The sequence below is a fragment of the Prevotella sp. P3-92 genome (assembly GCF_002251205.1).
Lineage (GTDB): Bacteria > Bacteroidota > Bacteroidia > Bacteroidales > Bacteroidaceae > Prevotella.
Genome location: NZ_NPJE01000015.1, coordinates 25,375 through 50,301, shown reverse-complemented (window position 1 = coordinate 50,301; position 24,927 = coordinate 25,375). Strand labels below are relative to the sequence as shown.

Annotated in this window: 14 protein-coding genes; 4 read left to right on the top strand and 10 right to left on the bottom strand. The window is 46.2% G+C overall.

What is annotated here, in order from left to right:
• Positions 1–1,000 precede the first annotated feature (1,000 nt).
• The gene (locus CIK93_RS01640; protein ID WP_094436473.1) at positions 1,001–2,032 is read left to right on the top strand and encodes a TerC/Alx family metal homeostasis membrane protein; all 1,032 of its coding nucleotides are present in this window, start codon (positions 1,001–1,003) and stop codon (positions 2,030–2,032) included.
• A 157-nt stretch (positions 2,033–2,189) separates the two neighbouring features.
• On the opposite strand, the gene ettA is transcribed toward CIK93_RS01640, so the two are convergent.
• Genes ettA through CIK93_RS01625 form a run of 3 tightly spaced genes read right to left on the bottom strand, consistent with a single transcriptional unit; the run spans position 2,190 to position 6,314 of the window.
• Positions 2,190–3,887, bottom strand: coding sequence for an energy-dependent translational throttle protein EttA (gene ettA / locus CIK93_RS01635; RefSeq protein WP_094446383.1), 1,698 nt, complete (start codon positions 3,885–3,887; stop codon positions 2,190–2,192).
• A 21-nt stretch (positions 3,888–3,908) separates the two neighbouring features.
• Complete coding sequence (gene guaA, locus CIK93_RS01630; RefSeq protein WP_094390121.1) at positions 3,909–5,549, bottom strand: glutamine-hydrolyzing GMP synthase; 1,641 nt, start codon at positions 5,547–5,549, stop codon at positions 3,909–3,911.
• A gap of 6 nt (positions 5,550–5,555) precedes the next feature.
• Positions 5,556–6,314: a nucleotidyltransferase family protein gene (locus CIK93_RS01625; RefSeq protein WP_094446382.1), complete on the bottom strand. Its 759-nt coding sequence runs from the start codon at positions 6,312–6,314 to the stop codon at positions 5,556–5,558.
• A gap of 423 nt (positions 6,315–6,737) precedes the next feature.
• Between CIK93_RS01625 and CIK93_RS13980 the strand changes: the two genes are divergently transcribed.
• On the top strand, positions 6,738–6,872 hold the full coding sequence (locus CIK93_RS13980; protein WP_256387569.1) for a hypothetical protein: 135 nt from the start codon (positions 6,738–6,740) through the stop codon (positions 6,870–6,872).
• 34 nt (positions 6,873–6,906) lie between these two features.
• On the opposite strand, the gene xyl3A is transcribed toward CIK93_RS13980, so the two are convergent.
• From xyl3A to CIK93_RS01600, 5 genes are all read right to left on the bottom strand, one after another.
• Positions 6,907–9,489, bottom strand: a complete 2,583-nt coding sequence (gene xyl3A, locus CIK93_RS01620) for a xylan 1,4-beta-xylosidase (protein WP_094446381.1) — start codon at positions 9,487–9,489, stop codon at positions 6,907–6,909.
• A gap of 222 nt (positions 9,490–9,711) precedes the next feature.
• Complete coding sequence (locus tag CIK93_RS01615) at positions 9,712–10,176, bottom strand: hypothetical protein (protein ID WP_144007300.1); 465 nt, start codon at positions 10,174–10,176, stop codon at positions 9,712–9,714.
• A gap of 26 nt (positions 10,177–10,202) precedes the next feature.
• Entirely contained in the window at positions 10,203–12,521 is a 2,319-nt protein-coding gene (locus tag CIK93_RS01610; protein WP_094446380.1) for a hypothetical protein, read from the bottom strand.
• A gap of 39 nt (positions 12,522–12,560) precedes the next feature.
• Positions 12,561–14,693, bottom strand: a complete 2,133-nt coding sequence (locus CIK93_RS01605) for a RagB/SusD family nutrient uptake outer membrane protein (RefSeq protein WP_094446379.1) — start codon at positions 14,691–14,693, stop codon at positions 12,561–12,563.
• A gap of 29 nt (positions 14,694–14,722) precedes the next feature.
• On the bottom strand, positions 14,723–18,067 hold the full coding sequence (locus tag CIK93_RS01600; protein ID WP_094446378.1) for a TonB-dependent receptor: 3,345 nt from the start codon (positions 18,065–18,067) through the stop codon (positions 14,723–14,725).
• Between the two features lie 1,551 nt (positions 18,068–19,618).
• Between CIK93_RS01600 and CIK93_RS01595 the strand changes: the two genes are divergently transcribed.
• Both CIK93_RS01595 and CIK93_RS01590 read left to right on the top strand, forming a co-directional pair.
• On the top strand, positions 19,619–20,329 hold the full coding sequence (locus CIK93_RS01595) for a PmeII family type II restriction endonuclease (RefSeq protein WP_094446377.1): 711 nt from the start codon (positions 19,619–19,621) through the stop codon (positions 20,327–20,329).
• A 7-nt stretch (positions 20,330–20,336) separates the two neighbouring features.
• Entirely contained in the window at positions 20,337–21,752 is a 1,416-nt protein-coding gene (locus CIK93_RS01590; RefSeq protein ID WP_094446376.1) for a DNA cytosine methyltransferase, read from the top strand.
• A 48-nt stretch (positions 21,753–21,800) separates the two neighbouring features.
• Here CIK93_RS01590 and CIK93_RS01585 read toward each other — a convergent pair whose 3' ends face one another.
• Both CIK93_RS01585 and CIK93_RS01580 read right to left on the bottom strand, forming a co-directional pair.
• On the bottom strand, positions 21,801–23,144 hold the full coding sequence (locus CIK93_RS01585) for a D-alanyl-D-alanine carboxypeptidase (protein WP_094390129.1): 1,344 nt from the start codon (positions 23,142–23,144) through the stop codon (positions 21,801–21,803).
• A gap of 99 nt (positions 23,145–23,243) precedes the next feature.
• The gene (locus tag CIK93_RS01580) at positions 23,244–24,920 is read right to left on the bottom strand and encodes a SulP family inorganic anion transporter (RefSeq protein ID WP_094446413.1); all 1,677 of its coding nucleotides are present in this window, start codon (positions 24,918–24,920) and stop codon (positions 23,244–23,246) included.
• Positions 24,921–24,927 lie beyond the last annotated feature (7 nt).

The following is a 24,927-nucleotide window of genomic DNA, read 5'->3' as shown; positions in this document are numbered from 1 at the left end:
TATTTTAGTTTTCAGAAAAATTCGACCACTCGACCACAGACATATGTATCCCGCTATCCATCAACACATTAAGCGGTGGTCGATTATAAAGACATCGACCACCAATCGACCACCAATCGACCACCAAATTGTAAGCGCATCCACGATACTCATATATGATTATCAAAAAATAAAGAATATCGCTCAGAAATAATACTGAGCGATATTTTTTGATAACGTTTTGCCAAGGTTTGTCCAACGATTAGCAAAACTATTGCCTAACGGTTGGCAAAACTATTGACTAACATTTGGCAAAACTATTGTCTGACGCTTGACAAAAGTATTTTCAACGTTTGATAAGAGTGTTATCCAACGTTTGATAAGAGTGTTATCCAACGTTTGACAAGAGTGTTATCCAACGTTTGACAAGAGTGTTATCCAACGTTAGATAAGAGTATTATCCAACGTTAGATAAGAGTATTATCCAACGTTAGATAAAAATATTATCAAGGTTTGAAAAAGTTGTGATAATCACCACACCCCCACTTAGGCATCGATATAGCGTATTCACATTGCTGTTTCACGTTGATGACATTTAACAATAAGTGTGGTCGAAGTGTGGTCGTAAATCCCAAATCACAGGAATCGACCACACGTGTAAGAGTTTGACTGATAACATGATGCAGACATCTGTGGTCGTGTGGTCGAAATTTTATAAAAACTCAAATAACTGTATGCTGATGCGCTAACCGTATTTACTCAATATCCATCAATTTTTCGTTTTTGGAATATTGCACAACTATACACTATTCACAATATGCTACGCAGCGTAGCAGAATATTTCAAGAAAACATGCATTTGAAATAGGGTGATGGCAAAGTGGTGTTCGACAACCTAACGTTCGCGAATACCATTAGTACTTAAAAAACACTAAATATTGAGCATGATAAGCTCTGATGTAACAGGTTTGTAATATGCGATGAGTAACTTTGCGCTTTCTAAATGATAAAATGAGAAACAAATGGTAATGACAGAAACAATGTTCTTGGTAGGATTCGTAGCATTCATAGCCGCTATTCTCCTGCTTGATATGTTTGTAATCGACAGAAAAGCTCATGTGGTGTCTATTCGCGAGGCAACAGTATGGACTTTTGTGTGGATTGGTTTGGCACTTTTGTTCGCTGTGTTTTTGTGGTTTCATGGCGACATGGTGCATGGCATAGAGAATTTTAATGACCTACAGACGGTTGCTTCGAAGTATGCATCACACCTGAAACTCCATCCCGACGATTTTGAAATGAGTTTGCAGCAATACCGACATTACATGACGGTATCATACATTTCTGGTTATCTGATAGAAAAGACGCTATCTGTTGACAACCTGTTTGTCATGATGATGATATTCACATCGTTTGGAGTTGGGAAAAATGAGTATCAGCATGTATTAAACTGGGGAATACTCGGTGCCATTGTATTGCGCTTTGTGTTTATCTTCCTCGGTTCTGCCATTATCAGTCGCTTCGACTGGGTATTGCTCGTCTTTGGCGTAGTGCTTGTGTATAGTGGTGTGAAGATGTATCTCAATCGGAACGACAAGGCGGAAATGAACGTGGAAAAGCATCCGCTCGTACGTCTGCTGTCAAAGACCGGACGCATACATACTCAGTTTGAAGGAGATAAGTTCTTTGTGCGACGAGCAGGACGACTCTTGCTCACTCCGCTGTTTGTCACGGTACTCGTTATTGAGTTCAGCGACTTGATATTTGCTTTCGACAGCATTCCTGCTATATTCTCTGTATCGCTTGATCCCTACGTGGTGTTCTTCTCTAATATTTTTGCTATACTTGGATTGCGTGCCATGTTTTTCCTACTGGCAGCCATATCCGATAAATTCAGATACCTGAAATTGGGAGTATGTGTGCTCTTGGTGTTTATTGGTGTAAAAATGCTTATCCATGAGTATGTGGAGATAGATGCCGTGGCATCTCTTGTGTTTATACTGGGAGTATTGGGAATAAGCATAGGTGCTTCACTTTTTGCGAAGAAGTCATAGTAGTCACCATAAACGTCAGGTATAAATCGTCTGATTATAAAGATTCAGCCCGACCGTTGATACTGCATCTATAGGCAGGACAACGGTCGGGCTGGATATTGATACGTTACTGAATAACGCCTGTGGACTTGTCAGAATGTTGTTGACAACGGGCTGTTTACTCTTCCATCAACTTGCGGTAACGGCCTTTCTTGATTTCGGTGTCACCCAAGCGGCGGGCTTTGTTGATTTCGTATTCCGAATAACTGCCCTCAAAGAAGAATACTTCGCCATTGCCCTCAAAGGCCAAAATGTGTGTACAGATACGGTCCAGAAACCAACGGTCGTGGCTGATAACTACGGCACAACCTGCAAATGTCTCCAAACCTTCCTCCAAAGCGCGGAGGGTGTTCACGTCGATATCGTTGGTAGGCTCGTCGAGCAACAGCACGTTACCCTCTTGTTTCAATGCCAAAGCCAATTGCAGACGGTTGCGTTCACCACCAGACAACACACTACACAGCTTGCTCTGGTCAGTACCAGAGAAGTTGAAACGGGAAATATAAGCTCGTGCATTCACATCGCGACCGCCCAGACGCAACGTTTCGTTGCCTTGCGAGATAACCTCATAGACGGTCTTTTTCGGATCGATGTCCTTGTGTTGCTGGTCAACGTAAGCCAACTTCACGGTATCGCCCACTTCAAAGGTGCCGCCATCTACTTGGTCGAGCCCCATAATCAAACGGAACAAGGTGGTCTTGCCGGCGCCGTTAGGACCGATGACACCCACAATGCCGTTGGGAGGCAACATGAAATTGAGGTCGTTGAAGAGTACTTTCTCACCGAAAGCCTTCTTCACATGCACAGCCTCTATCACCTTATTGCCCAAACGGGGACCATTGGGAATGAATATCTCCAACTTGTCTTCACGCTCTTTCTGCTCTTGGTTCAGCATCTGCTCATAAGAGTTCAGACGCGCCTTACCCTTAGCCTGACGTGCCTTCGGGGCCATACGCACCCATTCCAATTCGCGTTCCAGAGTCTTGCGACGCTTGGAAGCAGTCTTTTCTTCCTGCTCCATGCGCTTAGTCTTCTGGTCAAGCCATGAAGAATAGTTACCCTTCCAGGGAATACCTTCGCCACGATCAAGTTCAAGAATCCATTCGCTCACGTCGTCAAGGAAGTAGCGGTCGTGGGTTACTGCTATCACAGTACCCTCATATTGCTGCAAATGCTGTTCGAGCCAATCGATGCTCTCGGCGTCAAGATGGTTGGTAGGCTCGTCGAGCAACAATACATCGGGTTTTTGGAGTAGCAAACGGCAGAGCGCCACACGGCGGCGCTCACCACCAGAGAGGTTTGTAACAGCCCAATCGCCCGGCGGACAATGTAAAGCATCCATAGCGCGTTCCAGTTTGGAGTCGATGTTCCAAGCATCTGTAGAGTCGATGATGTCCTGCACCTCGGCTTGTCGTTGCATCAGCTGGTCCATCTTGTCGGGGTCGCCATAGTACTCTTCCAGCCCGAACTTATTGTTGATATCCTCATATTCAGCGAGCGCATCATAGATGTGCTGTACACCTTCCATCACATTTTCCTTCACCGTCTTCTGTTCGTCAAGGGGAGGATCCTGTGGCAGATAGCCTACCGAATAACCAGGGCTCCATACCACTTCACCACGTGAAGGCTGTTCGAGTCCGGCAATGATTTTCATCAGCGTAGATTTACCAGCACCATTCAGACCGATGATGCCAATCTTTGCGCCATAGAAGAACGATAAGTAGATGTCCTTCAGTATTTGTTTTTGGTTTTGTGGGATGATTTTCGACACTCCCACCATCGAAAAGATTATCTTCTTGTCGTCAACTGTTGCCATATTGATGTCGTGTTATTAGGGTTATTCCCACTCGATTGTTGCGGGTGGTTTTGACGAGATATCGTAGCAAACGCGGTTTACGCCCTTCACCTTATTGATAATCTCGGTAGATACTTTGGCCATGAAGTCGTAAGGCAGATGTGCCCAGTCGGCGGTCATGGCATCGGTAGATGTCACGGCACGCAGAGCAACAGGATGCTCATAGGTGCGCTCATCGCCCATTACTCCTACGGAACGAACCGTGGCAAGGAGAACGGCACCTGCCTGCCATACTTGGTCGTAGAGTGATACTTCTATCTCGCCATCGGTCATTTCTGCAGGTACTCCTGCTGCAAGCACACGGCGTGCTTCATCACCAGAGAGTTTGACCTTATAGTCGCGCAGACCGCGGATGAAGATATCGTCGGCATCCTGCAAGACGCGTACACGTTCGGGAGTGATGTCGCCCAGTATGCGCACAGCCAGTCCGGGACCAGGGAAAGGATGTCGGGTGATCAGGTGTTCGGGCATTCCCAACGAGCGTCCGACACGGCGTACTTCGTCCTTGAAGAGCCATTTCAGCGGTTCGCAGAGTGAGAGGTGCATCTCTTCGGGCAGTCCACCCACGTTATGGTGACTCTTGATGACCTTACCGGTGATGTTGAGCGATTCGATGCGGTCGGGATAGATAGTGCCTTGTGCAAGCCATTTGGCATCGGTAATCTTCTTAGCTTCGGCATTGAACACCTCAACGAAGTCGCGACCGATGATTTTGCGCTTTTGTTCGGGATCGGTAACGCCTGCCAAATCAGCAAAGAACTTCTCGCTGGCATCTACACCAATCACATTCAAGCCAAGCACCTTGTAGTCTTCCATCACCTGAGAGAACTCATTTTTGCGGAGCATACCATGATCGACAAAGATACAGGTCAGCTGATTGCCAATGGCACGATTGAGAAGTACGGCAGCAACGGATGAATCAACACCGCCAGAGAGACCGAGGATGACACGGTCGTTGCCAATCTGCTCTTTCAGTTCCTTTACTGTTGTCTCGATGTAGTTGTCGGCACTCCAGTCCTGACGGCCACCGCAAATATCAACCACGAAGTTTTTGAGCAACTGGGTGCCCTGAACCGAATGGAATACTTCGGGGTGGAACTGCACACCCATCACAGGCTGATGACCATCGTATGATCCCATCAATGTGGCATCGGGACAGTAATATGCTGCATTCTCTACAGTTTCGGTAGAGGCAACTACCTCTGAACCTGTTGGGATGGCGGTAATGGTATCGCCATGACTCATCCATACCTGAGAGTTGTTGTCGAAGCCTCGGAAGAGCGGACACTCCTTGTTGATGGTGGTAAGATTCTGTCGGCCATACTCGCGACTTCCTGCAGGCTCTACATTTCCGCCGTTGTTGTAGGAAATGAACTGTGCACCATAGCAGATGCCGAGCACCGGAAGGCGTCCCAGGAACTGTGTGAGATCGACCTTGAAAGCTTCGGGATCGTACACGCTGTAGGGGCTGCCGGCAAGAATCACTCCGATGACTTCTTTGTCATCCTGTGGAAACTTGTTGTATGGCAAAATCTCACAGAACGTGTCGAGTTCGCGCAGACGGCGAGCGATGAGCTGTGTCGTCTGACTTCCGAAGTCGAGGATAATGATTTTCTGTTGCATACAGTATTATTTATTATTGTTTAGAAATTTCTCTGCTTCATCCAGCGCATTGAGTTTGCCTACGTCGAGCACTTTCAAGTCAGACTTGACGCATCCATATATATGTGCACGGTGGCATATGCTGAGATAGAAATCGATAATGCTGAATTTATCGGGGAAGCGTTCCATCAATCGGAACAGTCTGGGAGAGAAAGAATGAATGCCAGAGAAGGCATACATATTGAGCGGTTCGCCATGCTGTGAGAGTCCTGTGCGACGGATATATTCGTAGGGACTTTTGATTTCACCAGTCTCTATATTCTTCCATCCCATCAGGCGCATGGCATTGTCGAAGAGTAGGTAACGCTTGGTTTTGCGTTCACTTACCAGCAATACTGCATCGTCTTCGTCGTTGTGTTGCCGGGCAAACCAGTCGTAACAGACATTGTCAAGGATATCTACGTTATGAATAAGGATGGGCGATTGCTCATCGTCGAAACATGTAGCAGCCTTCTTCAGTCCGCCTCCTGTATCGAGCAACATGTCGCTTTCATCGCTGATGCGAACCAGCGGAGCATAGTCCTGTTGCGCCACATGATCTATGATCATTTGTGCAAAATGATGCACGTTGACCACAAAGCGTTCGTAGCCTTGGGCCATCAGTCGGCGGATAATAAGATCGAGTAAAGGCACACCATTTACTGGCACCAATGCCTTAGGCATCGTGTCGGTCAAGGGCTTCAGTCGGGTTCCCAGTCCCGCTGCAAATATCATAGCCTGCTTCATTCTGCCTACAAAGGTACGAATAAGCGAGCGTAATACAAAGAAAAAAACTCGATTTTTCTTTTATTACCGAGCGCAAGTACCTTCGATGCAAAGCGTCAGAGGTACGAATAAGCGAGCGTATGACAAAAAAAGTGCATATTATTTCTATCTTTGCCGTAAATATGCAGTATACTGTTTCTCTTTCGTGTTGTTTTCAATTTCAATTGATGTGATAATAAGCTGTTTGATACGATAGTTTTTACTTATTAAAATCCAATACATGTTTTTCATATAGTATTCATTCGGGATGCATTCGGGATGCATTCGGGATGTCTTCGAATTATGATCAACGTAATATGTGCATTATATTTTCCAAATAAATCCCAAGAAACTCCCAAGTAAGTCCCAACTAACTCCCAAAAACAAACAGACAATAATGGGAATATGATGGGAGGTCAAAGGACGGAATGGGGAGGCAAGAAGATGTTTGTCTATTTTGACAGCTGTGTATTTATACAAAAGACGCTGAAACATCCAGCCCATCAGCAGACGGCAGACCGCATGTTTCAGCATCTTTAAATAGAAGGTAGGGAATACTGTTTCCCTTTTTCATTTATTTCATATTGACCTTAATGGTCTTCAGATCTTTATCAGCACTTGACGTACCTACCATCAATTCGTATTGACCAGGTACTACACGCATACTATTGCTCTTCGCATCCCAACCTTCAAACTGATCACGGGGCAACGGAATGCTGACCTTTTGACTCTGACCAGCCTTGACCGATATTCGGCTATAAGCACGCAACGTTTTGAGCGGACCTTCTGTGTCGGCAGTACGGCGCAGATAAACCTGAACCACTTCCGTTCCATCCATCTTGCCGGTATTCTTCACATTTACCGTTACCACGCCGTTCTTATATTGTGGTTTGCCCACTTCAAAAGACGTATAACTCAGTCCATAGCCGAAGGGATAGAGCACTTCACCTTTGAAATAGCGGTAAGTACGACCAGTCATACGATAGTCGAGGAAGTCGGGCAGATCATCGGTACTGCGGTAGAACGTTATGGGCAGTTTTCCTGAAGGGTTCACTTCGCCCATCAGAATCTCTGCCATGGCTTCACCACCACGTTCTCCACCATACCATCCTTGAACAATCGCATCGCAGAGTGGCGCTTCTTCTGTTAGAGCGATGGCGCCGCCCGAACAGTTGATAAAGACCACACGTTTACCAGCTTTGTGCAACAGTTGCAATATCTGGCGCTGAACGGTAGGCAGATTGATGTCTGTACGGTCGCCACCCTTGAAACCTGGGTCGCTCACTTTCATCTCTTCGCCTTCAACTCGCGGAGAGATTCCACCAACGAAGACGACCGTTTCAGCATCGCCCACCTGTGCCAGAATCTCGTCAGCAGTAGGTGTTTGCTTTTTACAGATGTCAAACTGCATGGCTGCCATTCCGCCTTCCTGCACATAGTCTATCTGTATGCGATAGTGGTGTCCGGCTTTGACTTCAAGTTGTGGGGCAGCTTCCTGAATACGTTGACGCACCTTCCAAATATTGACCAGCGTATCGCCATTGACCATGACGCGCACTTTATCATCTGCTCCGACACGCAGCGTAAGCGTTTCATCGGTATCAGCAACAAACTGTCCGTCGTAACGAGCAGAGAACTGCTCCAGATTGACACCTGGCGCAAAGACCGTATTGCCGCCATTGCTCAGATTGATGGGTGAAGTAATCGTTACGGTATTGACGGGTGTACCTTCCATCTCGGTATTATTCCAATATGTGGCTTGCATTCCCCTATTGCCCAATGGAGCCTTCATGTGGTCGAAACGACTCTCATAGACTTCTGCACGAGTCAGACCGCAACCTTGCACATAACGCACATCGCCCAACTTTTGGCGCAGTCCCTGCAGCATGGTGACGGTCTTTGTGGCGTAACCACTATAGTTTCCCCACATCATGATAGAGTCGTTAGCATTCGGTCCCATGACTACGATGCGTTTAGCGTTCTCTTTCTTCAAGGGCAGAATACCGTTGTTCTTTAGCAGAATAGTTCCTTCACGTGCCATTTGCAAAGCGAGTTGCTTATGTTCTTTCGAGGCAATAACGCTTGAAGGAATCTTGGTCCAACTCACCAAAGAGTCGGCATCAAAGTCTCCCAATCTGAAACGTGCCACCAACAGTCGGCGCAAACTGGTATTGATACGCTCTTCGCTAATGTCTCCTCGTTTTACGGCTTCAGGCAGATTGCGGTATTCAGAACCACATTCCAAGTCGGTACCAGACTCAACAGCCTGTGCTACAGCAGCCGGACGGTCGGCTGATACACCATGAAATCCTGGCAGGAAGTCGCGGATGGCACCACAGTCGGTGGTGATGAGACCATCGAATCCCCATTCGTCGCGAAGGATTTGTCGCTCATAACGGGCATTACCACAACAAGGCTGACCGTCGATACGTTGGTAGGCACACATCACTTCAGCCACCTTACCTTTCTGTACCAAAGCCTTGAAAGCTGGGAGATAGGTTTCCCAGAGGTCACGTTCTGGCAACTGCTGAATATCGAACGTGTGTCGATTCCATTCCGGACCACTATGCACAGCAAAGTGTTTGGCACATGCCAACAGTTTTGCATAACGTTCTTTCGACGGTTTTCCGTCGAAGCTTTGACCTTGCAGTCCATTCACAACAGCAAGTCCCATACGTTCTGTCAGGTATGGATCCTCACCATAGGTTTCCTGTCCACGTCCCCAACGAGGGTCGCGATAAATATTAATATTGGGAGTCCAGAATGACAATCCTTGATAACGCGACACTTTACCGCTGTGTTTCGCTTCTTGATTTTTAGCACGTGCTTCATCGCTCACAGCAGTAAAAACTTGGTAGAGCAATGCATCATCCCATGACGCAGCCATCATGGTGGTGATTGGAAATACCGTAACAAAGCCGTTACGGCCTATGCCATGAAGTGCTTCGTTCCACCATTGGAACGCCGGAATGCCCAATCGCGCAATAGCAGGTGACGTGTCCATCATTAGTTTAGCCTTCTCTTCAAGAGTCAGGCGTCCTAACAAATCATCGGCACGAACTTCTGCAGTAAGTGCAGGATTCTGATATGGTAAAGTCTGTGCTGTTGCATGCAGACTCAGCATTGCTGTTAGTGTCAGTAATGTCTTTTTCATCATGTTGTTATGTTTTTAGTTTAAGGTCTGTTACCAGCCCCTCATGAGTAATGTTGTTGAACCTATGTTAATTTTCTGTTTGTTAGTATTTGCTATAATCTATGTTCGTCCTTGTTGTTGTATAATCCTATTATATGCTGTTGCTTAGACGATAGCGTCTTAATGGAAAAACAGGGGCAGACCTTTCGACCTGCCCCTGTGGCATAGAGATATTAAGTATGTCTGTTATTTCAAGTCAGAAGCCTTGTAGATGACAGACTTCAGCTCTTTCACGGTTTTCACCTCTTCGCCCTCAGCATTTTTACTGGTGATTTGCTCTTCGAAAGCAAACTTCACGGTGAAGTCGCTCACGCCCTGAGAGGCAACAACAGGAGCGATAATCTTGGTAAAGATTTCGTTCTTATCGTTAGACAGAGCTACAGTTGCGTTGTAGTTACTCTCCATGTAAGCCTTGGTGCAATGAGAGAAATAGTGTGTTGCACCATGCTCCAGACCATAGGCTGCGTTGACAGCATCTTCGAATGCTGCAACACCTTCCTCGCTCAGGCTACCCTGGTTGTCGAGGGTTACCTCGCAACGATACCAGCCCATTGAGTCAACATCTGGATCAAGGTCTCTTGAACAGCTGCTGAAAGAGAGAGTCATAGCTACGGCAGCGAATGCTGCGGCTACATATTTCATAATTTTCATAGTCGTATGTATGTTTTAATGCTTTATTATTTCTTACCGTTTCTCAGACGAGGTGCACCAGCGCCGCTCTTATAGATAGCTGAGTTGAGCACTTTCTCAGTCTGCTGATAGTAGAGACCGTCGATACCCTTATCGGTATGGTGGTCAAGGTGACTTGGCTTAGCGCCTACGAAGTGCTGTGGGTTTGGCGATACCATCAAGTCTGTGGCCTTCAGTTCGGGATCGCAGTGAACCTTCAGCTCGTCAAGTCCTGCAGGATAGTAGGTGTCGAGTTCGTCCTTCCAAGTCTTCTGCCACTTACCTGGTGAGTTAGAAGTAGCGTTGAAGGCATTGTTGCTGAATGGCTGTCCGCCCTTCAGATAAGGATCGTTTGTGGTCCAGTTGTTGTAGATGTTGAATACAACCTTACCACTTCCGTCACCACCCTGAATGTTACGAGCATCCCAACCGAGTGCATTCATAGCACGGTTCACGTCGTCAGCATCCTTGGTGTTAATCCAGATGTTGTCGTGAATGCTGGCTTCAGAACCTCCAGGGATATAGCGAGTATTCATCCAAGCAGCCTTTGTAGAACGAGTCATGAAGTTCACGAAGGTGTTGTGGTGGATGTTGAGATTCCAACGTACAGAAGCATCCCAATTCAGGTTGCGGTTAGAGTCAGTAATCAAGCTACCCTTTGGACTATCGTAGAATACGTTGCCGCTGATTTCAACATTCTCCAGAATGTTTGACTTCGGCTTACCGTTGTGGTCAGCATGGATGTAGTTGTAACCTCCACCATTGTTGTCGTAGAATCCACTGTTATAGTGGCTGCAGTCAATCATCTTCAGGTTGTGGATATAGAAGTCGTTAGAACCCTGAATACGGAAGAATCCGCGGATGAGTCCCTGGAATGTACAGTTGTTCCATTCGAGCAGGGTTACATTGATACCCATACCGTTAGAGTACATGTTCATGAAGTAGTTACCTACAGCATTTCCTGTTCCTTCCTGAGCATGACCATAGTTGGTAGCCATAGGAACGTCAAAGTCGAGATCCATGAAACGAATAGAGTCGATGTCAAGGGTAATGGTACTATTCTCACCAGCATTAGGCTGACGACCCAACATGAAGTTACAGGTATTGACATTAGCACCAGTCTTGGTCATACCGCTGAGATATACTTTAGCGCGCTTACCCTGTGCAACATCCTCTGGGTTGGTGCGGAGTGTCATACCCTTATAGATGTTGGGGTTGCTGGTGAAGTGGTAAGTCTTTCCACCTTCCAGATAGAATACCTGGTTCTCAGCTACAGTTACATCACTATTGTAGTTAGAGATGATATCGTCGAGCTTCATGGAGTTGTATGACGAGATGTCATAGATGTTCATGTTCTCGCCAGTACCGATAGTATCCTTAGCAGTAGGCACGTGCTTGATGAGGATAGGAGCGCCTGGAGTACCCTTGGTGCTCTTCATTACAGAGTTGTAGCAAGCGTCAACCTTTGCCTCGATCGAGCTATCCCATGCGTCGATGTTATAAACCGAGTTCTCAGACAGACCGTCGATAGTAAACTCAGCTACGTCGTTTACCCATGCTGACTCAGGAATATCGAAGTGCAGATAAGTGGGGTTGGTTGTAGCATTAGGAGTTGACTTCGAAGCGGTGAAGGTCAGATAGTCAATCTTCAGAACATTCTGGTCATCATCTACAAAGTTGAAATGATCACGGAAGATTTTCTTCTCATCATCAGAATACTTGCTGATGTTGCGGTCCAGACGTACCACCATAGAAGTCTTGGTGATGTTTAAAGTCTGGATAACAAAAGGCACATCATAACGAGCACCAGTCTGCATGCCGAAGTAATCAGCCCATTCTGTACCGTGACCATAACCATACCAGTCAGAGTTTTTAGGGTCAGTCTTCCAACTGTCGTTGTTAGCATCGTATGAGTGGAGTGCACGGATAGCGAAACGGTAGTCGGTCTGGTAGCTCAGGTTCTTGATCACCAAATCAAACTGCTTAGGATCAGTCACTACCACGTGACCTGCCAGTTCCTTGCCGTCAACACCAGCCTCGGTGTCGATCCATGCCTGTTCACCATTTGCCACATAGTTCTGAATCGCCCATTTGATTTCATAGGCCACAGCATCATCTACGGTGTACCAGTAGAGGTGTGCTGTGTTCAAATCGGTAATCGCGCAGTTGTAGGGATCGGTAGAACCCTTACCGGTGTTGTTGTCCGTGCGGAATGCCGGACGGAACAGCTTATCACGGTTTGCCGATTCGCTGATGTCATCGTCCTTACAAGAGAATATGGACAGCGTAGCCATCAGCATCATTGAATATATGAATAATTTTTTCATTGTCTTTTAGTCTTTCTTATGTTAATAAGGAATTACTGCTTAGAAACCGTAATAGTTCTTGTAGCGTCCGTCAGAGCGAGCAATGGCTTCCTGTGGATAAGGGAGCAAGTAGCGTACTGCGGGCAACTGCTGTACGGTAGCCTCAGGATTCTGAGTATCGATGTCGAAGTTGACCACGGCACCGTTGTTCACAATCTTGATGCTTCCATCCTCATCGCCACGGATGTAACCGAAGAGGGAGTAGAGTACTTCGTTCTTGAGCACACCTTCTTTCGACCAGATGTTTTCGCTGTTACCCCAAGCCACATCATTGGCTGATGATGTCTGACCCGTGATAGCTCTTGCCGAAACAGGCTCATAAGGCAGGCCAAGATTAGCAAAATAGTCTGCTGGCTTGCTGCTAGGCTGTATGTCTGGCGTCCAAGGATTGACGATGTACAGCATGTAGAGGTTGCTGTTGGGGAAGTTGGCGTCGCCAGTATTCTTCACATATACATAATAGATGTTGGTCATAGCCGAGATATTGGCATAGTCAATACCATCGTGCTCGCTGAGCATATCAATGTAAGGTGAACCTGTTGACTGGTCTTCTGCTACACCGTAGTAAGCCAAGAAGGTGTAGAAAATCTGCTCTGAGTAGAGGTTGTTGCGGACAAGATCCTTCCAACGCATGTTCTCACCAGCAAACTCAAACTTACGCTCGTCGAGCACAGCCTTAAGGAAATCTTCCTTGGTAGCAGTCTGAGCAGAGGTCAGTTCATAGTTAACACCATTGTATGCACGACGGCGAACCTGGTTTACAGCGTCGATAGCTTCCTGTGTAGGAGCTCCGTTCACTTCGTTGTCAGCCTCAGCAAACATCAGCAGCACGTCAGCATAGCGGATGTAGGCAAAGTTGATACCGGTGTTTCCGGTAGAAGCCTTACCGAGACCTACAGTGTTCCACAGCTTAGACCACTTGTTGTTATACATGGTGTAGCTGAAGTTGATAGCGGGCAGACCCTGGTTTGAGTAACCCCATGTACCGCAAACATAGTCGCGACGGGCGTCACCCTCTTTGAACATGTGGCGATAGAAACGAGTGGTGCGAACGTTACCGCTTGTAGAACCCCATGCTTGGTTAGAAAAGTCGGTTTCGTTGTTAGCGTCAACTTCGCTCTTTGGACCTTGAGCATAACCCCAAGCACCAGAGTAGTCCTTACCGAAAGGAATTTCGAAGATTGCATCGTCACCCTTATTTACAATGTGATTACACTCGTCAACGAATACATCGCGGAAGCTCTTGTTGAGTGAGTGACCGCCAGCATCGATAACCTTCTTGGCATAGTCGCGTGCAATCTGATAGTATTCCTTATAGTTAGAAGGACGAGTCATCTTGTAACCATTCACGTCGTTGGCATCGTGGTTCAATGAGTAACCACCAGCCTGCAAGGCGAGACGTGCAATCATGGCATAGGCAGCTTCCTTCGAGATGCGCTCGGGAGCGCCGAGGGTTTCGTCTTTGTCAGACTGCATCCATTCTGCAGCGTGACGGAGGTCGGCAATCAGCGAATCGCTGACAACCTGACGGTCTGTTACTTCAGGATAGAGATTGTTGGTCTCATAGGTAGCCTTGAAGGTGAAGGGGATATCGCCCCAGTAGGAGAGCAGTTCGTGATAGAACATTGCACGCATAACCTTGGCTTCACCCATCATCTGGGTCAGTTTGGTCACGTTGGGTACTTCCTCGGTTACCACACCGCCAGTATTTTCGCCATCGGCAATTTCAGTTTTCATCTTCTCTTCATAGAGCTTGCTGTTCTTCAGGTTGAAGATGAATTCGTTGGCAGTTTCTACGCCTTTGTAAAGTGCATTCCAAAGGCTGTTGATGTTGCTGGCATCCGAACGCGTATCGAAACGTGCGGGTTTGTTGCCCGATGCAGTTTCGCTGGTGTTGGTAGAGAAGTCAACATCGCTGTTCAGCTGGAAATCCTTGTACAGATTATTACCGAAGGTGTTTCCAGAGAGAATCTGTGCATAAACACCATTCAGTGCAGTAGAAATCTCGCCTTCGTTGTTGTAGATGAACTCAGTGTTTGCTGATGTTGAGTCTGGATCTACATCAAGGAAATCGTCGCATGCTGTCAGCGACAACATGGCCATTCCACTGATAAATATCTTATTGAGTTTCATATTGATTTCAGTTTCTTAGGTTTGTATCTTTAGAATGTTACGTTGAGACCGAAAGAGAAGGTGCGTGAACGTGGGTAGCGGTTGTAGTCCATAGAAGGAGTCAGACCAGACTGCACGTCAACCTCGGGGTCGTAACCAGAGTAGCTGGTGAGGATGAAGAGGTTTGAAGCAGAAACGTAAGCACGGACTTTCTCGATACCAAACTTCTTGGTGATGAGGTTCGGCAGGGTGTAACCTACGGTAACGTCGGTGCAACGGAGGAATGAACCATCTTCTACGAAGTATGAGAACATCACGTTGTTGACTACGTCTGCAGGATTCCACAGGCTTGCATTAGCATTCAGATTCTTGTAGAGTCCCAGTGCACCATTGATATAGATGTTTTTGTAGAGTGTCTCACCGGTGATATTGTGACCATCATTGTTAACAAATCCCTCTGGGGCGGTATAACGCCAACGCTTGTCAGCAAACTTAGAATCTACGTTGAAGAAGTTGTACTGGCTTGATGATGATGATGACATAGCGAATGCTGTGGCATTATATACATCAAAGTCGAGCATGTAAGTGAAGTTGGCTGTGAAGTCGAAGCTCTTCCACTGACCTGACAAACCGAAACCACCTTGCCATTTGGGGTTGGTGTTACCGATTACGGTCATATCCTTCTGGTCGATCTGACCATCACCATTAAGGTCTTTCAGCTTGATCTTACCGGGCAGGGTAGAGTAACCTGAGTTAGATGAGCTGAAGATACCGTTACCGGTGTTATTCTCGTAACCGTCGGTAACAGTACCGCCGATGAGCATGCCGTTGAGTGTAGCCTTGTTGTTAGGAGTGGCCTCGTAAGAGGCTGTTTCAGGATAGGTAAATTCATCCCAGTTGTAGAGTCCGTCATATACGAAACCGTAGAACAGACCGAGCTCACCACCTACCTGCATCACGTAGTCATTTTCGATAGATGACTTCCATTTACCAGCAGTATTATAAAGCGGAGTGTTACCGTCAGAAGCATTCAGTTTCTTGATGGTCATCTTGTTGTGACCGAGAGTGAAGTTACCGCTTACCACATAGTCTTTACCACGTACGATGTCGCCGTTGACGGTGAGTTCCCAACCGTTGTTGGCTACCTTACCGATGTTCTGCATCTGCTTCTGGTATCCTGATACGCCAGGAATAGTAGAATTGTAGAGCAGGTCACGTGTGGTATTCCAATAAATTTCGGGAGTGATGCTCAGACGTCCACCGAAGAGTGAAATGTCCATAGCAAGGTTGCGGGTGATCGTAGTTTCCCACTTGATGTCCTTGTTAGGATAGTTACCTGGAGCACCATAGTAGAGTTCACCACCTACAGTAGCCTCACCGAAAGCGGGACCGCCAGTAGCATTGGTGGTGTAGAGATAGCGCCAGAGATCGTCAGCGATGTTGTTGTTACCGGCGAGACCGAAGGCAGCGCGGAGTTTCAACTGATCAATCCATTTCACATCTTTCAGGAATTTCTCCTTGTTGATCACCCATGCACCAGAGATAGAGGGGAAGTAACCCCACTGGTTGCCGGGAGCAAACTTGGTAGAACCGTCAGCACGGAAGGTACCTGAGATCAGATATTTGTGCTGGTAGTTGTATGAAACCTGACCGAAGAACGATGCTGTGCGGTTGGCAGTAGAACGCTTGGTGTAGGTCTGTTCAGCATAGGGCTGTCCGAGTGCCATGTTGTTGAGGGCTGTTTCTGCATCGATGTTTTGATCGAAGAGGTGGGCAGCCTGCTGGTTTGCCTTATACTGTGAGTGATAGATCTCCTGACCCAAGAGGAACGACAAGTTGTGCTTATCCTGGAGAGTCAAGTCGTAAGAAGCTGTATTAGTCCAAGTGTATGACTCAGAGTTCTTCTTATTGAGCACAGCAACAGGCTTATTGTTGTTGATGGCAGCTTTTGCCATACCGGTCTGCCAGCCATAGAAACGTTCAGTATCGCTGAATCCGAGTGTGTAGTTACCCTCACTGCGCAGAACGAGACCCTTGATGGGAGACCACTTCAGTGCAAACTGGTTGGTAATGGTGTAACCATGCTTTTTCTGGGTGTTGGTTTGGATATCGTTGACAGGGTTTGTCAGACGGAAGTTGCTGGCATCAGCCTCATTTTCCATCTCTTCGTATGAACCCCACTCACGCAGACCTGCTGTAGGACGGTAGCGCAATACGTCGATCAGACCACCTGAACCGATGTTGTCACCACCTGCACCTTCGTCACGACGATAGCTGATCTTAGGATTGTAGGTGAACTCAAGGTTCTTGGTAATCTTGGTATTGAGCTTGAGGTTGATGTTGGTACGACGTACGCCTGAACCGAGGATAATACCCTTATCTTCTGACTGAGTCAGTGAGAGGTTGAAACGTGTAGTCTCGTTACCACCACCGATGGTCACGTTGCTGGAGTAGTTGACGGGGTGGTTGCCCAAAACCTCATCCTGCCAGTCGCGTGTAGCCTCGTTGCGATAGAGAGAAATGTCCTTAGGGTTACCGAAGTTGCCACGGAAAGGCTTAGCCCATGAAGAGCGGTTGCCGTTAGCAGCAGCACGGTCATACTGATAGTCAACAAATTCGAAGGTGTTCATCTGGCTCATAGAGCGTGCCAATGAAGATACGCTGAGACGTCCGTTGAACGACACCTGAACCTTACCAGTCTTAGCAGATTTTGTAGTAACTACAACAACACCGTTACCACCCTTCGCACCATAGATAGCGGTCAGAGAAGCATCTTTCAACACGTCGATTGAAGCGATATCCGTGGGAGGAATATCATTGATGTTGTCAACCTGGAAACCATCGACGATGAACAGTGGCTGGTTGCTCTGAGTTACAGACGTGGCTCCACGAACGCGGATGTTGATGTCGGCACCTGGCTGACCATCGACCGTTGTAATCTGCACACCGGCAATCTTACCCTGAAGGGCTTCGGCTGCTGATGATACAGGAACCACTGCCAGTTTCGCACCGCTTACCGAACCGACCGAACCGGTCAGGTCTTTACGTGCTTTACTGGTGTAACCCACAACGACCACCTCATCAAGGGCGGCGTTGTCGTCCTGGAGGACGATTTTCAGATTGCTACCTGCTGCAACTTCCTGAGTCACCATACCGATGTATGAGATGACCAGCTTCTTCGAGGCAGGCACCTTGATGGTGAAGTTACCGTCGAAGTCAGTTACGGCTGCATTCTTAGGATTTCCCTTTTCTACTACGGTTGCACCAATAACGGCTTCGCCATTGGAGTCTGTGACTGTACCCTTAGCGACGGTCTGTGCATAAGCATTACCGACGATCAAGAGCATACACAGAACAAGTACCGTGCGTGAAATACTCTTAAAATAAACAGACATAAAATTAGTAGTTTTGAAAATTAGTAATATTTTTGATGTTGTTTGTTTGCAAAGTTACTTAAAATTTATTAAAACCCACCTAAAAAAGGTGAAATGTTCCACGTAAACGTTTACATTGGAATTGTTGCTTCCAATGATATTGGATGGAAGTCGGTTTCCGTATTGGTCTCCCATCAGCACTCTGGAGCGATGAGTTTCGCTCCAGAGACTTGATGGGATTTGAGGGCAAAAGGATTTTCCCATAGATGCTGTTGATGTGTATATAATTGTCAGTAGTTTGATGATGCAAAGATACTACTTTCTTTTCGTTGCTGATAAATATTCATCGCATTATTACACGTAAACGTTTTCGCTAATTGTTGCAGGTACAGACTGTGCTTGAAGTAGTTTTATAGGAGGTATTACAAAAAGGATCATTCGTGTTCTTTATATATATATTATGTATACGCACGCACACGCGCACACGCGAATCTCTTAAATTGTTAACACCGAACACCAATATGGCACCATCCTACAGTTATTTTAGTTTTCAAGAAAATTTCGACCACACGACCACAGATATCCGCATCACGCTATCCTTCAACATCTTACAGGTGTGGTCGATTCCTAAAAATCGGGATTTGCGACCACACTTCGACCACACTTATTATCATCGCTCTTCAACATGAAACTGCTAAGCGAAGTATCTGTATCGATGCCAAAGCGGGAGAGTGTTGATTATCACAACTTTTTCCAACGTTGGATAATACGCTTATCAGACGTTGGATAATACGCTTATCAAACGTTGGATAATATCTTTATCAAACGTTGGATAATACCATTATCAAACGTTGGATAATACCTTTATCAAACGTTGGATAATACATTTATCAAACGTTGAAAACAATTTTACCAAACGTTGGGCAACACTTTTGCCAAACGTTGGGCAACACTTTTGCCAAACGTTGGGTAACACTTTTGCCAACCATCTAACAACACCTTGACAAAACACTTTCTCCAAAATATCGATCAGTTTATGATAAGCATTTTCGTTAAGCCAAATAACGCAAGTTGGTGGTCGATTGATGGTCGACACCTCAGTTTCGACCACAGTATAAAGCACTGACCGACAACATGATACACTCATCTGTGGTCGTGTGGTCGAAATTTTCTTAAAACTATATTTTATGTTTGCCATCCGAGAATTGTGTTGTAGCAAACTGAATTATTCTTCCATGTTATGGCACATTTTCTCGCCATGGCAGAACTCGAACCAGTTCGGTTCTGCTCATTTGGCTTAACGAAAATGTTCCCATGTCACCATGTCGCGTGAAAAGAATAATACTGCGTTACCACATAGCGTTCAGATGATAAGCAAGAGTATCCGCGATGTTATTTGATAAATCTTCTTTAGTTTGCTCAAAGACAAAAAATCTAAACCCTTAATTTTTTCAACATGATGATATTTGATTTTTCACAAAAAAAATATTATCTTTGCAAGAAAATATTAGCTGCACATGATAATATCATAATGTGAAGCATACATATTTTAATTTAATAAGAATAGAAATCATGGAAGAATCACAGAAACTGGCAATATTAGAGAGCGGAAAGAACTTCTTCCGTACGGCTATAATACCAAATCATATCAACAACTTAATGAAGTTGGAGTTGAAAAACTTCAATGTGAATCCCTTTCTGATAAACTATCTTGCTGCGTTTCTATGTGGTGACACCACGCCTGAGTCGTTGGCCAAGGCTTTGGTGTATCCTCGTGTTCTTGGCACAAGCCTTAACACAACGTTTGGAATGCAAACTCAGATTTTTATCTCTGAGCTGAGCCAAATTACTGGCGGTGCTTCAGGTATTGATGGTATTGATATAGAGTTTGTGGATGCTCTGGATGGCAGAAGGAAATATTGCCAATGCAAGGCTGGTCCTCAGACAATTAATAATGATGATGTGACTACCATTCTCGGACATTTCAAAAAATTGATGGGCAAGGCACGCATTGATCATTTAAAACTAAATTTTGATGATTTGATAGTAGGTGTGCTCTATGGTGACAAACTATCATCGAATTATAAGATTATAGCTTCTACTTATCCTGTTTATGCAGGAGTAGATTTTTGGGAACATCTCACAGGCGACCGCAACTTCTATTATCGTTTGTCGAAAGTATTTGGCGAAGTGGTAGAAGAAGACAATATTGATGGTAGCAAGCTGATATTAGATAAGGTAAAAGAATTAGCTGAAGAAATTCAAGAAAAGGGAGGTTTGTAATATTACGATGTTTATTTCTATAAATAATCTTGCTGCACTCACCGGAACGAGTGCTGCTGTAACGGCCTCATGGTCTCGCCGTGGTGTTTATCCTTCGTGTGTAGACAGCAATGGCGTGAGAGGTTTCGAGATGCACGACTTGCTCGACATCCCGGAAGCTAAAGCTATGGTTGAAAACCGTTGGAGCGAAGAGTTTGAAGTTGCTCCTGTGCGACAGTTTAATTCTGTGGAATTATTTGCAGGTGCAGGTGGTTTGGCTCTTGGCATGGCTAAGGCTGGTTTCCACCATGTGCTACTCAATGAATTTGACACCTCTGCATGCAACACTCTGCGAAAAAATAGACCTGACTGGAATGTTATTGAGGGCGATGTGCGCCATATTGATTTCACTCCGCTTAGACGAAAGGTTGATTTCCTTTCAGGAGGATTCCCTTGTCAAGCATTCTCGTATGCTGGTAAGCAGGGCGGTTTTAGCGACACTCGTGGTACTTTATTTTTTGAATTGGCGAGAGCAGTGAAAGAGATACAGCCAAAGGTGTTTATGTGCGAAAACGTGAAAGGACTTGTCTCGCATGATGATGGTCGCACCATAGCAACAATAAAAAATGCAATTGCAGAATTGGGGTATACTTTGGTTGAGCCACATGTGCTGAAAGCCATTATGTATCAGGTACCACAAAAACGTGAGCGACTGATATTGATAGCCATTCGCAACGATATTGCACAGCATGTGGAGTTTCATTGGCCTTCGCCCTATGAACGCATCCTTACTTTGCGCGATGCCTTTTTCCCAGGAGTGATCTATGATTGCGAGGTGCCACAGTCAGAAGGTGCTACATATCCAGAAAAGAAGAAGAAGGTTATGGAACTGGTGCCACAGGGTGGCGATTGGCGCAATTTACCCGAAGAAGTGGCTCGCAAATATATGGGTGGAAGCTGGCTTCTTGGTGGTGGCAAAACTGGTATGGCTCGCCGTTTGTCGATGAGTGAACCTTCGCTAACGTTGACTTGCTCTCCATCTCAGAAGCAAACGGAGCGTTGTCATCCTGTAGAAACACGCCCTTTGTCGGTACGTGAGTATGCTCGCATTCAGACGTTCCCCGACGAATGGCAATTTATGGGCGCCATGAGCGATAAATACAAGCAAATTGGCAATGCTGTGCCTGTAAACCTTGCTTGGGCAGTTGGTCGCTCGCTAATTCGACTGTTTAATGATATCGAGACTGTAATGCCTACTGCTGCCAGCGATTGTACGGAAGCAGTAAGAGAGATTATGCTCAAGCAGCAGAGCCTTGTGGTGAAGAAAAACAAAGTCACTCAAACCTCAGAGGTGCAGTCGAATTTGCGTCAGCTTAATCTTTTCGACGATATAGTGACGGTGAAAAAAATAGGCAATGATATACCTGTTGACAGTAAACTATAAAATGCAGGCATTTCTGCCTGCATTTTATTAACCATTTAGGTCACTGCTTTATTCTTTCATCATCATCTTACAAATACGATCTTGGAAGAGGCGAGACTCGGCTACTGGAGAGTCAACATTGATGATGGAGAAAATGTACCAATGGTCATCAGCAGCAAGAAGATAACCGCAAAGTGACGATGCACCATAGGTGGTCATAGTGCCTGTTTTACAAAATAAACGACCTTTGTAGTCGGGATGGCTCATACGGGTAAGAAGCGAACCGCGTCGCTCGCCACCAACAGTGGATGCCAAAGCCTCATCAATAAAGAAATCCTTCAACTGCTTGTCACCATAAGCATAGCGCAGCATATCAACAAGAACAGAGGCTGACAGACGATTTTCGGGCGACAGTCCTGAACCGTCGTGAAAGACAAGACGCGTTGAAACACTATCGAGCACTTGTGTTTTCTCTCTCCAGAAAGTTTCGGCATAATGTTTTGCATCCCAATTCATACGACGGTTGGGCATCAATCCCTGCTTCCAGTCAAGATGATAGAACACAGCATCTGCCTTAATATTGCTGCTATGGATGAGCATGGGAGTGATGACATCGCGAAGCAGATGGGATGAGGTGGCAACATAATGATACTTGCCACCACCGAAACGACCCTTTGAACGTCTTGCATTGACCGTTTTATCATTGCGTACGGTCACTCCATTCATACGCAGAGAGGCTCGGAAGGTGCGATCCACATAGCGCTTGCCACGGAGAAGAAGTGGAGTCCGGTTGTAAGGTATATCCCATGCTTTCGCCGTAGGATGCGGACGCAGCGTATCTTCTCGTGCCAAAGTGATATACACATTGCCACGAACATGACGGATTCCCCTACTCTGCATCTTCTTGATGAGTGGATCAAAACTCTCCATGAGTGGGTCATCATCGGCCATCAGAAGGAGATTACCCACAAGGGTGTCACGCTTCATCTCTCCCATGGCGAGGATGTGTTCACGATATTGGTGGTTCATGCCTAAAGTCTTGAGCGCAGCAATAGCTGTGGAAATCTTCATACACGAGGCAGGTATAAAGCTTTCCGTATCATGATATCTATAGACATAGCGTTGGGTGGTGGCGTCAAAAACAGAGACGGCAATCTTGTTGGTGTCGAGTCGCAACGGTTTGTGCATCAGACTGTCCAAACGGTGTTGCATCCTTTCGTCACATGCAAGCATCTCTGGTGTCACATGCAGCGTAGGCTTCTCTTCCTGTACTGGCTCGTCTGCACTTAACCAACTAAAGAATGCAACAAGCGCTACTATGATATAATAAATGACTGTGATAACCGCAGCAAGGAAGAGCAACAACAATGCTACCCTTCCTTTGCGAATGCGTCTTCTACGTTTTTTTTCCATCTTGTATAAGCCCCACCTAAGTGCGGTCTTTAGCTATGATTCCCCCACCCCACAGGGGTAAAGGGGAATCGTTCATTCATTTCAATATAATTCTGGTGTTCAAGAAATAATCTCGTTGGCACGAGCAAGTGCCAAGTCGATATGGCTGCAGATATTCTCCTTGCCCAACAATTTCTCAAAATTGTTGCGGCGCAACACGGCTTCAACCTTGGGATTGACGCCCGACAACACGACAGTGATACCTTCCTTCTGGCTCATCAAACACATGTTCTCCAAGTTGTGAAGACCGGTAGAGTCGATAAACGGCACCTTACGCATGCGGATGATGCGCACTTTGGGTCGGTCGTTATAGCTCGACATGATATCCTCGAAGCGGTTACCTGCACCGAAGAAGTAGGGACCGTTAATCTCATACACCTCCACTCCTTCAGGAATAGTCAGGTGGATAAGGTCGCCACGCTCCATGTCTGCATCCTCGTTGAGGTCGATTTCATCGTAGATAGCTGTCACATCGGTAGCTTCTGACACACGTTTCATAAAGAGCAGACATGCACAGATAAGGCCAAATTCAATAGCAACGGTAAGATCGAATATGATGGTAAGGAAGAATGTGAGCAACAATACGGTAACATCGCTCTTCGGATTGCGCAACATGGCAAGGAAGGAACGCCAACCGCTCATATTATAGGATACCACCACCAATACTCCTGCCAAACAAGCCATCGGAATGTATTGTGCCAAGGGCATGAGGAAAAGGAAGATGAGCAACAACACTACGGCATGTACAATACCGGCTACGGGAGTACGTCCACCGTTGTTGATGTTGGTCATCGTGCGTGCAATGGCACCAGTAGCGGGAATACCGCCAAAGAGTGGCGATGCAATATTAGCCAATCCCTGACCTATCAATTCGGTATTGGAGTTATGATGATCACCTATCACACCATCTGCCACTGTAGCAGACAGCAACGATTCGATGGCTCCCAACACAGCGATTGTCACTGCCGGACCTACCAATCCCTTAATGGTTTCCCATGAAAGGGCGGGCAACGTGGCTTCGGGCAGTTCGGAATGGATGCTAAAGCGGTCGCCAATAGTTTCTATGGTGGTCACACCGGCATACTGTTTGAGCAACAAGGTTGCCACAGTGATGATAATAATTGCCACCAACGAACCCGGCACCTTCTTGCTCACACGCGGTGTGAGTGCGATGATAATGACACTTGCCACACCCATCACGGTGCTCCAAAGGTCGATATTCGCTATATTATTAATATATGCCACCCATTTTTCCATGAAGTCGGCAGGTACAGTAGTCATCTGCATACCCAACAAATCCTTTACCTGAGTGGTGAAAATGGTAACGGCGATACCACTGGTGAAGCCCACAACAATAGGATAAGGTATATATTTGATGATGGTTCCCAATCGCAATACACCGAGAAGTATCAGAAACACACCTGCCATCAGTGTGGCAATGGTCAGACCCTGCATACCATATTGCTGAATGATGCCATAGACGATGATGATGAAAGCACCTGTAGGACCGCCAATCTGAACCTTGCTACCACCGAAAAGCGAGCAGAACAGTCCGGCAACAATGGCAGTGATGATACCCTTCTCTGGTGAGACGCCACTGGCTATACCAAAAGCAATCGCCAATGGCAAAGCTACTATACCAACTATTAGTCCCGCCATAACGTCGGCGACAAACGTCTTTTTGTCGTAATGTGCAATAGCCGAAAAGAACTTCGGCTTAAAATCCAATGTTTTTATCATTATT

Excerpts from the sequence above, each read along its gene's own strand:
- CIK93_RS01640 (WP_094436473.1), top strand. The coding sequence starts at position 1,001 with ATGGTAATGACAGAAACAATGTTCTTGGTAGGATTCGTAGCATTCATA.
- CIK93_RS13980 (WP_256387569.1), top strand. The coding sequence starts at position 6,738 with ATGATGGGAGGTCAAAGGACGGAATGGGGAGGCAAGAAGATGTTTGTC.
- CIK93_RS01615 (WP_144007300.1), bottom strand. The coding sequence starts at position 10,176 with ATGAAAATTATGAAATATGTAGCCGCAGCATTCGCTGCCGTAGCTATG.
- CIK93_RS01590 (WP_094446376.1), top strand. The coding sequence starts at position 20,337 with ATGTTTATTTCTATAAATAATCTTGCTGCACTCACCGGAACGAGTGCT.
- CIK93_RS01585 (WP_094390129.1), bottom strand. The coding sequence starts at position 23,144 with ATGGAAAAAAAACGTAGAAGACGCATTCGCAAAGGAAGGGTAGCATTG.
- xyl3A (WP_094446381.1), bottom strand. The coding sequence starts at position 9,489 with ATGATGAAAAAGACATTACTGACACTAACAGCAATGCTGAGTCTGCAT.
- guaA (WP_094390121.1), bottom strand. The coding sequence starts at position 5,549 with ATGCAACAGAAAATCATTATCCTCGACTTCGGAAGTCAGACGACACAG.
- CIK93_RS01600 (WP_094446378.1), bottom strand. The coding sequence starts at position 18,067 with ATGTCTGTTTATTTTAAGAGTATTTCACGCACGGTACTTGTTCTGTGT.
- ettA (WP_094446383.1), bottom strand. The coding sequence starts at position 3,887 with ATGGCAACAGTTGACGACAAGAAGATAATCTTTTCGATGGTGGGAGTG.
- CIK93_RS01610 (WP_094446380.1), bottom strand. The coding sequence starts at position 12,521 with ATGAAAAAATTATTCATATATTCAATGATGCTGATGGCTACGCTGTCC.
- CIK93_RS01595 (WP_094446377.1), top strand. The coding sequence starts at position 19,619 with ATGGAAGAATCACAGAAACTGGCAATATTAGAGAGCGGAAAGAACTTC.
- CIK93_RS01625 (WP_094446382.1), bottom strand. The coding sequence starts at position 6,314 with ATGAAGCAGGCTATGATATTTGCAGCGGGACTGGGAACCCGACTGAAG.
- CIK93_RS01605 (WP_094446379.1), bottom strand. The coding sequence starts at position 14,693 with ATGAAACTCAATAAGATATTTATCAGTGGAATGGCCATGTTGTCGCTG.